This window comes from Actinophytocola sp. KF-1 (genome assembly GCF_054661535.1).
This window is the reverse complement of record NZ_BAAFVK010000008.1, coordinates 323,225-337,104: the sequence shown is the minus strand read 5'-3', so window position 1 is coordinate 337,104 and position 13,880 is coordinate 323,225. Positions and strand designations below refer to the sequence as shown.

The 13,880-nt window shown below is 71.5% G+C and carries 11 protein-coding genes and 1 pseudogene; 7 read left to right on the top strand and 5 right to left on the bottom strand.

The features are described 5' to 3' along the window. Positions 1-15 precede the first annotated feature (15 nt). Both ACYQ77_RS25525 and ACYQ77_RS25520 read left to right on the top strand, forming a co-directional pair. A complete protein-coding gene (locus tag ACYQ77_RS25525; RefSeq protein ID WP_459715520.1) occupies positions 16-456 on the top strand; it encodes a hypothetical protein in 441 nt (146 codons plus the stop codon). Further along, entirely contained in the window at positions 446-1,678 is a 1,233-nt protein-coding gene (locus ACYQ77_RS25520) for an NAD(P)/FAD-dependent oxidoreductase (RefSeq protein WP_459715519.1), read from the top strand. Before ACYQ77_RS25525 ends, ACYQ77_RS25520 begins: the two co-directional genes overlap by 11 nt. Positions 1,679-1,741: 63 nt before the next feature. Here ACYQ77_RS25520 and ACYQ77_RS25515 read toward each other — a convergent pair whose 3' ends face one another. Together ACYQ77_RS25515 and ACYQ77_RS25510 are read right to left on the bottom strand one after the other, a co-directional pair. Next, positions 1,742-2,686 (bottom strand): ATP-dependent DNA ligase, encoded by a 945-nt coding sequence (locus tag ACYQ77_RS25515; RefSeq protein ID WP_459715516.1) that lies wholly within the window; start codon positions 2,684-2,686, stop codon positions 1,742-1,744. A gap of 295 nt (positions 2,687-2,981) precedes the next feature. Continuing rightward, positions 2,982-3,881: an SDR family NAD(P)-dependent oxidoreductase gene (locus ACYQ77_RS25510; RefSeq protein ID WP_459715514.1), complete on the bottom strand. Its 900-nt coding sequence runs from the start codon at positions 3,879-3,881 to the stop codon at positions 2,982-2,984. 102 nt (positions 3,882-3,983) lie between these two features. On the opposite strand from ACYQ77_RS25510, the gene ACYQ77_RS25505 reads away from it, so the two are divergent. The 3 genes and pseudogenes from ACYQ77_RS25505 to ACYQ77_RS25495 all read left to right on the top strand — a co-directional run. Continuing rightward, entirely contained in the window at positions 3,984-4,646 is a 663-nt protein-coding gene (locus ACYQ77_RS25505) for a TetR family transcriptional regulator (protein ID WP_459715512.1), read from the top strand. A gap of 753 nt (positions 4,647-5,399) precedes the next feature. Beyond that, positions 5,400-6,389, top strand: a complete 990-nt coding sequence (locus ACYQ77_RS25500; protein WP_459715511.1) for a Gfo/Idh/MocA family protein — start codon at positions 5,400-5,402, stop codon at positions 6,387-6,389. Continuing rightward, positions 6,376-7,212: pseudogene (locus ACYQ77_RS25495) on the top strand (zinc-binding dehydrogenase); the annotation flags it as partial. The gene ACYQ77_RS25500 and the pseudogene ACYQ77_RS25495, both read left to right, overlap by 14 nt. A 210-nt stretch (positions 7,213-7,422) precedes the next feature. On the opposite strand, the gene ACYQ77_RS25490 reads toward ACYQ77_RS25495, so the two are convergent. Together ACYQ77_RS25490 and ACYQ77_RS25485 are read right to left on the bottom strand one after the other, a co-directional pair. Further along, complete coding sequence (locus tag ACYQ77_RS25490; RefSeq protein WP_459715508.1) at positions 7,423-8,613, bottom strand: glycosyltransferase; 1,191 nt, start codon at positions 8,611-8,613, stop codon at positions 7,423-7,425. Positions 8,614-8,623: 10 nt separating this feature from the next. After that, positions 8,624-9,619: a glucosyl-3-phosphoglycerate synthase gene (locus tag ACYQ77_RS25485; RefSeq protein ID WP_459715506.1), complete on the bottom strand. Its 996-nt coding sequence runs from the start codon at positions 9,617-9,619 to the stop codon at positions 8,624-8,626. 638 nt (positions 9,620-10,257) lie between these two features. Here ACYQ77_RS25485 and ACYQ77_RS25480 point away from each other — a divergent pair. Both ACYQ77_RS25480 and ACYQ77_RS25475 read left to right on the top strand, forming a co-directional pair. Next, positions 10,258-11,760: a non-reducing end alpha-L-arabinofuranosidase family hydrolase gene (locus tag ACYQ77_RS25480; protein WP_459715504.1), complete on the top strand. Its 1,503-nt coding sequence runs from the start codon at positions 10,258-10,260 to the stop codon at positions 11,758-11,760. Between the two features lie 136 nt (positions 11,761-11,896). Beyond that, positions 11,897-12,853 carry an LLM class flavin-dependent oxidoreductase gene (locus ACYQ77_RS25475; RefSeq protein WP_459715502.1) on the top strand — a complete coding sequence of 319 codons (957 nt, stop codon included), beginning with the start codon at positions 11,897-11,899 and terminating at the stop codon, positions 12,851-12,853. Here the strand turns inward: ACYQ77_RS25475 and ACYQ77_RS25470 are convergent. Then, a complete protein-coding gene (locus tag ACYQ77_RS25470) occupies positions 12,850-13,833 on the bottom strand; it encodes an aldo/keto reductase (RefSeq protein WP_459715500.1) in 984 nt (327 codons plus the stop codon). The genes ACYQ77_RS25475 and ACYQ77_RS25470 overlap by 4 nt on opposite strands. Positions 13,834-13,880 lie beyond the last annotated feature (47 nt).

The following is a 13,880-nucleotide window of genomic DNA, read 5'->3' as shown; positions in this document are numbered from 1 at the left end:
ATAGAAGGAGGAGTCATGACCACCGACGTGCCCTCGGCAGCAGTCACGACCGGCTCACTGAAGTCCGATCCGGCCTTCCAGGCGTTCGTGTTGCTGCGGAGCGTGTTCACCGTGGCGCCCGTGCTGTTCGGGCTGGACAAGTTCACCAACCTGCTCGTGGACTGGCCCGGCTACCTCGCGGGCTGGATCGACGACCTGGTCCCGGGCACCGCACAGCAGGCGATGTACGCCGTCGGCGTGGTCGAGATCGTGGCAGGGCTGGCGGTGGCGGTGGCACCACGGTTCGGTGGCCTCCTCGTGGCCGCCTGGCTGGCCGGGATCATCGTCAACCTGCTGACCATCCCCGACTTCTACGACGTCGCGCTGCGCGACTTCGGTCTGCTGGTCGCCGCGGTCGCGATGGCCCGCCTCGCGACGCGGTACACGCCTGCCCGGCGAGCGCACCATGAGCACTGACGAGACGTTCGTCATCGCCGGCGCGGGCCTCGCCGGCGCCAAGGCGGCGCAGGCCCTGCGGGAGGACGGCTTCGCCGGGCAGCTGCTGCTGCTCGGCGAGGAGCCGGAACGGCCGTACGAACGGCCGCCGCTGTCGAAGGGTTACCTGCTGGGCGACCAGGATCGCGCCGCGGTGTACGTGCACGACGACGAGTGGTACGCCAAGAACTCCGTGGACCTCCGGCTCGGTTGCCGGGTGACCGGCCTCGACCGCTCGGCGCACACGGTCGAACTGGCCGACGGGGAGCGCATCCACTACACGAAACTGTTGCTGGCCACGGGTTCCTCGCCGCGGCGGCTGCCCGTGCCGGGCGCCGACCTGCCCGGTGTGCACTACCTGCGCGGGCTCGCCGACTCCGACCGGCTCCGCGACGAACTCCGCGACGGCCGCAGGGTCGTCATCGCGGGCGCGGGCTGGATCGGGCTCGAGGTTGCCGCCGCCGCACGCACCCGCGGCTGCCTGGTCACGGTGGTCGAGCCCGCACCGACGCCGCTGCACGCCGTACTCGGACCGCGCATCGGCGAGTTCTTCGCCGGCCTGCACCGACGTCACGGGGTCGAGTTCCGCTTCGGCACCGGGGTCGGCCGGATCCTCGGCGCGGGCCAGGTGTCCACTGTGGTCACCGCAGATGGCGACGAGATCCCGGCCGACCTCGTGATCGTCGGGATCGGCGTGCGCCCGAACGTCGACCTGGCCGAGCGCGCCGGGCTCTCCGTCTGCCCGTCCCCGCCCGGGGGTGTCGCCGTCGACGCCGACATGAGAACCGATGATCCGGACATCTACGCGGCGGGCGACGTGGCCGCCGTGCCGAGTACCCGGTACGGCACGCGCCTGCGGGTGGAGCACTGGGCCAACGCCATCGCAGGCGGCCAGGCCGCGGCCCGGGCCATGCTCGGCCGCGATCGTCGTCACGACGGCACGGAGGAGGAGCTGCCGTACTTCTTCTCCGACCAGTACGACGCCGGGATGGAGTTCGCGGGCTGGCTCGCACCCGGGGGTCACCACGAGCTCGTGATCCGAGGCGACCTCGCGGAAGCCGCGTTCCACGCGTTCTGGCTCAACGACGGCCAGGTGGTGGCCGGCATGCACGTCAACCGCTGGGACGAGGGCATCGGCGTCGTCCAGGACCTGATCCGGGCACGCCACCCGGTCGACCCGGCCCGGCTTGCGGTCGAGGCGTGACGACGTGGTCGGGGGCCGGCCGCAGCCACCGCAGACCTCGGACGTCACGCCGCTCGGCCACGTTCACCGCGTGAGGCCCGGTCGGGCGAGGTCGGCGGCGGTGAGGTCGGTGCGGAAGCGGTGGATGCGCGGCCGCAGTCTGGCCGTGAACGTCGTCACCGTGGCCTCGGCTTCCGCCTCGACGACGAGGGTGGGGTGCACGGGCACGTATTCGCTGCCTTCGTGCCCGAGCACGGTGGTCGGCAGCCGCCTGCGTGGCTCGCCGGTCGGGGTGACCAGGCCGGCGGCCTCGTCGCGGAACGCCGGCGCCAACGGCAGGGACAGCCCGATCGGCAACAACTCGCCGTCGGCGTCGGGGCGCGCGAGCAGCAGCGCCTCCGGCCGGGTGAGCGGCCCCGCGACCCCGATGACCACGGCGTCGACCACGACCTTCTGCCGCACCTTCACCCAGTCACCGTTCCGCCCGGCCCGGTAACGGCTGTCGAGCTTCTTCGCGACCACGCCCTCGATCCCGACCCGCGCCGACTCCGCCCTCATCCACCGCCGCGTCGCGGCACGGTCCCGGGTGGACGGTGTCAGCTGCAGCGGCGGACTGACCCCGGCGAACACCTCCTCCAGCCGCACCCGCCGCGACGCGAACGGCATCGCACGCAGGTCCTCGTCACCGACAGCGAGCACGTCGAACCCGATGAAGTACACCTCCACACCCACCGCGGCACGAGCACGCGGCATCACCGCCAGCGACCCGAAATCCAGCCGCCCGTCCCGCAGCGCCACCAGCTCCCCATCCACCACCACGTCACCCAGCGCACGCGCCGCTGCCGCGATCCCGGGGAACCGGGCCGCCAGGTCGTTGTTCCGGCGCGACTGCACCACACCCGCCGCGGCGTGCACGACCGCCCGCCACCCGTCGAACTTCGGCTCGTACGCCCAGCCCGGACCCGGCCCGGGGAGCTCACGGGCATCCCGGGCCAGCACCAGCCCCACCGGCGGCACCAGCACCCCCACCACTACCGCCCCGCAGCACCAGACCAAGGGCCCGGCCACTCGATCCGCAACGCCCAGAACCCGTCACCCCGCGGCACCCACTCACCGACCCGGATCGAGTGCCCGTCATCGTCCTCGACCTCGACGAACCGAGGACCCTCGTGCGACGGAGGCCCGTCGAAAACGATGTTGATCGCACTTGGCTGCTTGGTCATGGCCGACCACCCGCTCACTGTCTCAACCAGACAGTGTGCGACCGGACGGCGAATCGCGCACCACCACCGCCGGCCACGACCGCCGCCCGCGCCGGCGCGCCTCAGACGGGGAACTTCACGCCCGTCAGGTCCTCGGAGACCGCCCACAGGCGTTGCTGGAGCGCCACGTCGTAGGACTGGGGGCTCGAGGTGACCAGCCGGGGGTGCCCGCGGGACTCGCCGAGACCGTCGGGACCGTAGTACTGCCCACCGAGCACGGCGGGGTCGGTGGCGGCCCGCAGGGTCGGCAGCGCGCCCATCGCCGCCTTCTGGGTGATCAGCGGCGCGAACGCGGTGAGGAGCGCCCGCGCGACCACCGGGGAGTTGCGTGCCAGCTCGGTGTCGGACACGCCGGGGTGCGCGGCCACCGCGGCGGTGGCGCCGTGCGCCGCGAGCCGGCGCTGCAGTTCGTAGGTGAACATGAGGTTGGCGAGCTTGGCCTGCCCGTAGGCGCCGACCCGGCTGTACGACCGCTCCCACTGCAGGTCGTCGAAGTGGATCGCGGCCCGGATGCGGTGGCCGACGCTGCTGACGGTCACCACGCGGGAACCCGGCACGGGCAGGAGCAGGTCCAGCAGCAGCCCGGTGAAGGCGAAGTGCCCCAGGTGGTTGGTGCCGAACTGCATCTCGAAGCCGTCCCGGGTGGTCTGCTTCGGGGTGTACATCACGCCCGCGTTGTTGATCAGCAGGTCGATGCGGGCGTGGTCGGCACGCAGGGCGTCCGCCGCGGCGCGGACGGATGCCAGTGACGCCAGGTCCAGCTCTCGCACGGTGACGTCGCCGCCGATGCGGGCAGCGGCCTGCCTGCCCTTCTCGACGTTCCGCACGGCCAGCACCACCGAGGCGCCGCGTGCCGCGAGCACCCGCGCGGTCTCGACACCCAGGCCGGTGTTGGCGCCGGTCACGACCGCCACCCGGCCCGTCTGGTCCGGCACGTCCTGCTCGGTCCACTTCGCACCCATGGTCACCCTCCTAAAGAACCGCTGGTCTCTTATCCCCGCCGACGTTAAGAGACCAGCGGTCTGTTGTCAAGAGACCGGCGGTCTGTAAGCTAGGCTGGCGCCATGACGTTCCAACGGGCGCGCAGTGCGGAACAGCGGGAGATCCGGCGCCGGGCGATCCTGGACACGGCGGCGGCGATGGTCGCCGAGATGCCGGTGGGCGAGGTGACCCTCAACGAGCTGAGCAGGCGCGTCGGCCTCGCCAAGTCGAACGTGCTGCGTTACTTCGAGTCGCGCGAAGCGGTGCTGCTCGAGCTGCTCGACGACTTCCTGCGCACCTGGCTGGCGGAACTGGCCGACGAACTGGCCGACGTCGACCCCCGCCGGCCCGCCGCCGAGCGGGCGGAACGACTGGCCGACACGCTCAGCCGGTCACTGGCCGACCGCAGAGCGCTGTGCGAACTCTTCGGCGCGCAGGGCGGCGTCCTGGAACACAACGTCTCCCTCGACGTCGTCATGCACCACAAGCGCGCCACCCTCGACAGCCTGCGGAACATGGTCGAACTCGTCCACCGGTACCTGCCGGAACTCGGCGACAACACCCGGACGGTCTGCCTGCTGACCATGATCATGGCCGGCGCGTTGTCGGGGTACTGCCCGCCACCGGCCGGCGTCCTCGCCGCCTACGAGGCCGACCCCGCGCTGGCGGAGCTCCCCACCGACCTGCACGAGTCCCTGCGGCTCGCCGTCATCACGTCGATCGTGGGCGCGCTGCCGAGGAGCTGAACCAATACCGGTCCGGCTATTTCGACAAGCGTGTCCGCTCGATCACACAATGACACCACCGGATTTCGGACATCATTAGTCCATGCGGGTGGATATTCTCCGCGCCGAGTGCGGTTCACCACCCTCCATGTTTTACTCGTTTGGCCCATCACGCGGCGACGTCCGGTTCAGGCACACGAATGAGGACGTCGGCGGAACGGTGGGCACCGGTCAGTTCGGTGCATGAGAAGATTGAAGGCGCGGGGAGCAACGGGAGTTACGCGCCGATATCTCTCCCCGAGTCGATCACCAGATCTGGCCACGGCCGGAGGCGGGTGAGACCGTGCGGAAACGGGGCTGCCGTCTCCCCGCCTCCGGCCACCCGGCATCCCGCGAAATACCACCCGGCGCCCGGTCGCGACGACCAGTGTCACGCCATTCATTCGACGTGGTCGCAGGCGGCTCTCCTCCCGCGCGCTCATCATTACGCGGCGGGCGACAACAAACTCGCACAGCCGGGAAATAGACGCGCCACAATCACCGGCGGGCGTCCGCGCGACGTCATTCCGAGCCCGGTAGGCGCGGGTCAGGGTGGGAGGCGCCCGCGCCTACCGAGGTATGCAAGGCACAACAACGTCTGACTTCCCATGAGCCTGTCGAAACCTGGATCCGCGGCCGGGTCGCCTCTGTCATGTTCGGCGTTCGCGGGCCGTCGGGTGTCACAGCGCCCGCGATCGCGTGCGTTGACGCGTGGCCACCGGGTATCCGGCGACCATGGGTGGTTGTCGGATCGGGTTCGTCGGCGCGGGCGGGGTGGCGGATCGGCACGCACGCACGCTGGCGGGGTTTCAGGACGTGTCGCTGGTGGCGGTGACGGACACGGACGGGTCGCGAGCCGGGGAGTTCGCCGCTCGGCACGGCATGACCGCGGTGGGCGACGTCCGTGGTGTGCTGGCGTGCGGAGTGGACGCGGTGTACGTGTGCGTGCCGCCCTTCGCGCACGGCGCCGTCGAGGAGGAGCTGGTGGCCGCGCGGGTGCCGATGTTCGTGGAGAAACCGGTCGGGGTGGACCTGGCGACACCCGAGCGGATCGCGGCGTCGGTCGCGGAGGCGGGGCTGCTCACGGCGGTCGGGCACCACTGGCGCTACTCGACGGCGGTGGAGCGGGCCAGGCAGGCGTTGCGGGACCGGCCCGCCCGGCTCGCGATCGGCGCCTGGTTGGACAAGGTGCCCCCGGTCGGCTGGTGGACGCGGCGCGCGAGCTCCGGTGGGCAGGTGGTCGAGCAGGCCATCCACGTGCTCGACCTGGCCCGGCTGCTGCTCGGGGAGGTGCGCGAGGTGCACGCCATGGCCGACGGTGTCCCGCCCGCGGTCGCGGACGCCGACGTCGACGGCGCGACGGTGGTCGCCCTGCGGTTCGCGAGCGGCGCGGTGGGCACGCTCGCCGCGACCTGTCTGCTCGGCTGGAAGCACCGGGCCGGTCTGGAGGTCTACGCCGACGGGCTGGCGATCTCCGTGGCCGAGGCCCTGGTCGAGTTCCGCGACCGCGACGGGAACGACGTGCGGCAGGTCGACCCGGACGCCGCCAAGACGGCCGCGGACCGCGCGTTCGTGCACGCCGTCCTCGGCCGCGACGACGGCGCCGGCATCCGGACGTCGTACGCCGACGCGCTCCGCACGCACCGGCTCGCGTGCGCGATCGCCTGGTCCGCCGTGCGCGGTGAACCCGTGCCCGTGGAGGAGGTCGTGGATGCCGGTCGATGAGCGGGTACTCGTCGTCGAGGCGCCCGGCCGGGTCGCCATCCGCACCGAGCAGCGGGACGGCGCACTGCCGGACGGCATGTTCGACGTGCGGACGCTCTACAGCGGACTGTCCGCGGGCACGGACCTGAGCTTCGTCAAGGGCACCCACCCGTGCTTCACCGCCACGTGGGACGGGGAGCTGGGGCTGTTCCGCCCCGGTCGCGAGAACGGCTACCCGGTCACTCGCTGGGGGTACATGCAGGTCGCCCGGATCGTCGCCAGCAACGCACCCGGCTTCGCCGAGGGCGCGCTCGTCGCGATGACCTACGGTCACCGCGGCGGCTACCGCGCCGATCCCCTGGTGGACCGGGTGGTGGCGCTGGCCGACGACATCGACCCGATCCTCGGCATCTATGTCGCGCACATGGGCCCGATCTGCGCCAACGGGTTGCTGCACGCCGCGGCCGATCTCCACGGCAGCGACGTCCGCTCGCTCGGCGACGGGGTGCGGGGCAGGCGGGTGGCGGTCGTCGGAGCCGGGGTGGTCGGGCTGCTCACCGCGTTGTTCGCCCGCCGCCACGGCGCCGAGGAGGTCGTGCTGGTCGACGAGACCCCGGAGCGGCGCTCGATCGCCGAGGCGCTCGGGTTCACCGCCGTCGATCCGGGTGCCGAGGACCCGGCCGTCTCGCTGAAGACGCGGTGGCGGCGCGGGCCGGGCGACCGCGGCGCGGACGTGGTGTTCCAGTGCCGCGGCCGTCCCGACGCGCTCGCGCTGGCGCTGCGCCTGCTGCGCCCGCAGGGAGCGGTGATCGACCTCGCGTTCTACCAGGACGGCGCGGCCGGGGTGCGGCTCGGCGAGGAGTTCCACCACAACGGCCTGACGATCCGCTGTGCCCAGATCGGCCGCGTGCCGCGGGGGCTCGCCCACCTGTGGGACCGCGAGCGGCTGTCCGCGGCGACGATCGCGTTGCTGCGCCAGGAAGGCGCGCTGATCGCCGAGCACGTCATCACGGACGTGGTCCCGGTCGAGGACGCCCCGTCCCTGCTCGCGGAACTAGCCGATCGACGCAGGCACGTGCTCCAGACCGTGTTCACCTTCGGCCCGTCCCAGCACGGTCCGGTACAGCCGCAGGTAGGCGCGAGCCATCACGGCGGGCGTGAACCGCGACTCGGCGGCACGGCGGCACGCGACCGGTGACAACGACGCCGACGACCGCATCGCCGCGGCGAGCGCGTCCTCGTCGCCGGGGCCGCCTTCCTCGTGGACGAGCAGTCCGGTGACACCGTCGTCGACCAGCTCGGGCAGGCAGCCTCGCGCGTACCCGACCACCGGTGTGCCGAGCGCCAACGACTCCACCACCGCGGTGCCGCCGGGTTCCTCCCACCGCAACGGGAACACCGTGGCGGTCGCCCGCGCCACCAACGGGTCCCGGTCGGCGGGCCGGAGCGAGCCGACCCAGCACACCCGTTGTCCGTCCACGTGCGACGCGACGTGGTCGCACCAGTAGCGCACGTCGGGGTTGCGGGGCGCGTCCGGATCGCTCGCCAGTGCGCCGGCCAGCTCGCGCGGGGTGCGGTACGGCCCGACCGGACCGGCCAGCACCACGTCGAGACCCGCGCGGTGCGCGAGCCGCGCCGCGACGTCCTGCCCCTTGCCCGGCGTGATCCGGCCCAGCACGACGAAGTACGGCGACTTGTCCACCTCGGACCAGGGCCGCTCGGCGAGTGGCGTCGCCAGGTGCACGTGCCCGAGGCTGTGCGCGCGCAGCGCGGCGGGCGCCCGCGCCAGCTGCGCGGCCGACACCCCGTTGACGAACATGCGGCCCGCCCCGTCGAACGCGCCGTACAGCGCCGGGTGCTTGGCCAGGTCCCAGTGCAACGTGTGCAGCACCGGCGGCGCGGCCGCACCCATCGCACCCAGCACGGCAGGCCCGACCGCCTCCAGGTGGTCGTGCACCACGTCGATGTCGTCGCGGTCGCGCAACTCCCGCACCACCCGGTGCATGTGCGCGGTCGCGCAGCCCATCACCTGGTTGTACGGCCGCAGCAACTGCCCGAACTGGGGCCGCTGGTGGACGTGCACCCGCTCGTCGGCCACGAGCCTGCTCTCCCCCACCGTCGCGAGCACGACCCGCACGCCGTGCCTGCGCAGCTCCGGGACCAACGTCGCGACCACGTTCTCGATCCCGCCGTAACCGTCGGGCGGGACCGGCAACCACGGCCCCGCGTTCATCAGCACCCGCATCACGGCCGCCTCACGACACCGGGCGCAGCGCCGACGCGACCGACGCCAGCGGTGGCCGCTCCGGGACCGCGATGTCGGTCACCACCGGGTGCCGTCCCCTGCCGTCACAACGGAACTGCAGGAACGGCAACGGCTCGGCCCCGTGCGGCAGGGCGCCCGGTAATCGGTGCCCGGTCCGCTCCAGGCGTGCCATGGCGGTCAGCATGATCTGCGTCGCCATCCGCCCCAGCGCCTCGTTGCTCTGGTGCCGGTGCTCGCGGTAGCCAAGGTCGACCTGGGCCAGCGCGTCCAGCCCGACGAGTTCCAGCAGGTCGATCAGCAAACCGATCTCCACGCCGTAGTGCGTCGCGAACGGCACCGCCTCCAGCACGGCGCGGCGCCCGGCGAACTCACCCGCGAGCGGCTGCGCGAACCCCGCCAGCCGCGGCCAGTACAGGTTCAGCAGCGGACGCGCGACCAGTTCGGTCACCCGTCCGCCACCGTCGGCCTCGACCCGTCCCGCGTCCACCAGCGCCCGGCGGTAACACCCCTTCACGTAGGCGATGTCCGGGTCGGTGAGCAACGGGCCCAGCAGCCCGGTCACGAAGCCGGGCGGGCAGCCGACCAGGTCCGCGTCGACGAACGCCACCACGTCACCCCGCGAACAGGCGAGCCCCTTCCACAGCGCCTCCCCCTTCCCGGACAGCGGTGGCAACTCGCCGAGCACGTCGTTCTGGTGCACGACACGCGCTCCCGCCGCCCCGGCCACCTCCGCCGTGCCGTCCGCCGAGCACGAGTCGACCACGATCAGTTCGTCGACCAGCGGCACCTGGCGCATCAACCGGTCACGCACCATCGACACGATCACACCGACCGTCCGCGCCTCGTCACGCGCGGGCAGCACCACGCTGACCGTCGTGTCCCCTTTGGCCTCGACCAGCACGTCGACCGGCCAGTCCCGCACGTCGCTGCTGTTGGTGCGCAACCAGCGCGCGACCTCGGTGGATAACGCCGCTTTCCCGCTCATGATGAAACGCCTCTGCTCGGAACAAACGAAAAGGTGTTCATTTGCTTCCCGCGCTGAACCGGTCCAAACGGGGTACGGGCACGATTCTTGGTCACGCAGCGTCGGCCGCCCGTCACCGGGACCACGTCCGCACCGAAGAACGATCGCGACGGCGCGTTCGACCGCAGCGACACCAGCGTCAGCACCACCCGCCGAGACAACCCGGCCGCCCCGACCCGGCGCGGCGCCGGCGAACCACCCCGGCGCGAAACTTTCGGTCGCCGCGCGCGCGGCGGTTACCTCTTGAAGGTTTGGAAACAATCTGGCAACCTACATGAAGCGGCGATGTCCGCCGTAACCTCCAATTCGATATTCCCGGCCACCCGTTCCGCGGACCTGAATGTTAACGCTAACATCGCTGCCGTCCCTGCTAACGCTGTCGCTCGCGGAAGGAGTTGTCCGAGGTCAGCACCACCGTCCAGAACGTGCTTGACGCGTCGCGGTCCGCACGATCAGCACCGTGCGCCACACCGCGGCGTGCACACCGGAGGACTGCGCGGTTGTGCTGGTTAACGCATGGCCGGCGAGCGCAATGGAAATGCCCTCGCCGCCCTGTTCTGGGAGCGCTCCATTTTTCGCGGCACCGAAGGAGAAACACCATGAGTTCGATGGGCCATGCCCCAACGACCCGAACGGGTCGCTTCCGTCGCGGCGGTCGAGCGCGCGCGTTGATCATCCTGCTCGCGGCGGTCCTCACGGCCGGCGGCGCGGTCGCGCTCAACACCAGCACGGCGTCGGCGGCGTCCGTCGACACGAGCGCGTGGTACGTGCTGATCAACCGCAACAGCGGCAAGGCCATGGACGTTTCCGGCGCGTCCACCGCCGACGGGGCGGTGATCCACCAGTGGTCCCGCCACGACGGGGCCAACCAGCAGTGGCAGTTCGTGGACTCCGGCGGCGGGTACTACCGGCTGAAGTCGAAGAACTCGGGCAAGGTTCTCGACGTCACCAACTGGTCGACCGCGGACGGCGGGCGGCTCCAGCAATGGCCGGACCTCAACGGGGCCAACCAGCAGTTCCGCCTCGCCGACTCCGACAGCGGCTTCGTCCGGCTGATCAACCGCAACAGCGGCAAGGCGGTGGAGGTCACCGGCGGGTCGACCGCGGACGGCGCGGCCGTCGTCCAGTACTCCGACTGGGGCGGGGCCAACCAGCAGTGGCAGCTCGTCCGCATGGGCGACAGCAACCCCGGTACGTGCTCCCTCCCGTCGACGTACCGCTGGTCGTCGACCGGCCCCCTCGCGAACCCGAGGCAGGGGTGGGTCTCGCTCAAGGACTTCACCCACGTCGTCCACAACGGCAAGCACCTGGTCTACGCGACGACGCACGACACGGGAACGAGCTGGGGCTCGATGAACTTCACCCCGTTCACGAACTGGTCCGACATGGGGTCGGCGAGCCAGAACGCGATGAACTCCGGCACCGTCGCACCCACGCTGTTCTACTTCGCGCCGAAGAACGTCTGGGTGCTCGCCTACCAGTGGGGCGGACCCGCGTTCAGCTACCGGACGTCGAGCGACCCCACCAACCCGAACGGCTGGTCGGCGCCGCAGACGCTCTTCACCGGGAGCATCACCGGCTCCGGCACGGGGCCGATCGACCAGACGCTCATCGGTGACGGCACGAACATGTACCTGTTCTTCGCCGGGGACAACGGCAAGATCTACCGCGCCAGCATGCCCATCGGGAACTTCCCGGGCAGCTTCGGCTCGTCCTACACGACGATCATGAGCGACTCGACGAACAACCTGTTCGAGGCGGTCGAGGTCTACAAGGTCAAGGACCAGAACCAGTACCTGATGATCGTCGAGGCGATCGGGAGCAACGGGCGCTACTTCCGCTCGTTCACCGCCAGCAGCCTCAGCGGTTCGTGGACCCCGCAGGCGGCGAGCGAGAGCAACCCGTTCGCGGGCAAGGCCAACAGCGGCGCCACGTGGACCAACGACATCAGCCACGGCGACCTGATCCGCACCAACCCCGACCAGACCAAGACCATCGACCCCTGCAACCTGCAGTTCCTGTACCAGGGACGCAACCCCAGTTCCGGCGGCGACTACGGCCTCCTCCCCTACCGGCCGGGCGTGCTGACCCTGCAGCGATGAAGCCCTGACGGAGCGACGCCGTCGGTGCTGCCGGATCCGGCGGCACCGACGGCGTCGTCATGTCGTCCGGCGCGGCGGAATAAGTGGACACCGCGACCGGTTAGCCCTGCCAAGTGCTCGAACGAGGAGGACGTGGATGGGCAGCAGGGTTGGGGTCGTCTTCGGCAGCTTGACGCCGCCGGAGCGGTTGACCGAGGGCGCGGCGCTCGCCGAACGGCTGGGGTTCGGGGAGCTGTGGTTCTCCGAGGACTGCTTCTTCACCGGCGGGCTGACCGGGTTGACGCAGTTGCTCGCGGCGACCACCACGGTGCCGGCGGGGCTCGGGCTGGCGAGCGTGATGACGCGGCACCCGGCGGTGCTGGCGATGGAGCTCGCCGGGCTGGCCAGGATGTACCCGGCGCGCAGCCGGGCGGCGATCGGTCTCGGGAACAGCCACTGGCTGCAGCAGATGGGGCTGCTGCCGGAGCGGCCGTTGACGGCGGTGACCGAGACCTTCGCGGTGCTGCGTGACCTGTTGAACGGCACCACCGTCGACCGCCGGACCACCACCCACGAGTTCGCCGGCATCCGGCTGGAGTTCCCGCCGGAACAGCCGCCGCCACTGTGGATCGGGGCGGTGAACGAGCGTGCGCTGAAGGCCGCCGGCGCGCTGGCCGACGGGGTGCTGCTGTCGGTCCTGGCCGGGCCGGCCTATGTGGCCTGGGCCCGCGAGCTCGTCGGCACGGCGCCGCTCACCGCCTTCGTGCTGGCGGCCGTGGACGACGACGAGCAGGTGGCGCGGGACGCGGTCCGCGAGGCCGTCGGCTTCTTCCTGCAGGCGGAGTCGCACACCGCGTTGGTCGGGCAGTCCCGGCACGGCGCCGAGATCCGCGAGCGCCTCGCCGCGGGCGGACCATTCGTCGTCGAGGACCGGTGGATCGACGAGTTCGCCGTGGCCGGGACCGCGGAACAGGTGCGGGCCAAACTCGACGGGTTGCTCGCGGCGGGCGCGGATTCCCTGGGGCTGTGGCTGTTCCCGCCCGAGCGGCTCACCGACCAGCTGCGGCGGATCGCGGCCGACGTCCTGCCCGCGCTCGCCGATCCGCGGCACTAGGCACCGGCGGCGTCGAGGCGTGCGCGTTGGCCGGTGGTCAGCTCGAGGTCGACGGCCGCGAGGCTCTCGTCGAGCTGGGCCACCGACGACGCGCCGACCAGTGGGATCACCGGCACCTCACCGCCGATGAGCCACGACAGGACGACCTGGTTGGGCGTCGCCCCGGTTTCCCTCGCCACCTCGCGGAGTGCGGCGAGCCGGGGCGGCGTGCCGGCGTGGTCGTGTTCGGGACCGAGGGGTTTGTCGGCACGGACGTAGGCACCCGACAGCAGCGGGCTGTACGCGACGAGCGTCAGCGCGGGCTCGTGGCGGACGTAGTCGAGGATGTCGCCCGCCGCGACGCCCAGCTGGCCGTCCTTCGAGTGACGGCTCGGCATGTCCGTGCGCTGCCGCAGGTACGTGTGGTGGTACTGGAGCACCTCGTAGCCGGGCAGCCCGGCCGACGCGGCCAGCCCGCGACACCGTTCCACCCGCCAGCTCCAGTGGTTGCTGACCCCCAGCAGGCCGACGCTGCCCTCGTTCACGAGGGCGCCGAACGCCTCGACGGTCTCCTCCAGCGGCACGCGCGGGTCCTGGCCGTGCGCGTAGAGCAGGTCCAGTGTGTCCACGCCGAGCCGTTCGCGGCTGCGGGCCGACGACTCGCGGATCACCGCCGCCGACAGGCCCTCGATGTTCGTCGTGAGCGTGGTGCTCGGCGCGAGCGGACGCCCGGCGAGCTTCGTCGCGATCACCACCTCCGAACCGACGCCGTTCGCGCGACGCCAGCGCCCGAGGAGGGACTCGCTCTCACCGCCCTGCGTTCCGTGCACCCAGTACGCGTAGTTGTTGGCGGTGTCGACGAACGTGCCACCGGCCTCGACGTACCGGTCGAGAATGGCGTACGAGGTGGCCTCGTCGGTGGCCGTGCCGAACAGCATGGCGCCCAGGCTCAACACGCTGACCTGCCGAGGGGAGCTCGTCCCCAGAGTGCGGTACTTCATGGCCGCGGAGTCTGGATGTTGGAGCGCGCTCCAGGTCAAGTCGTCAG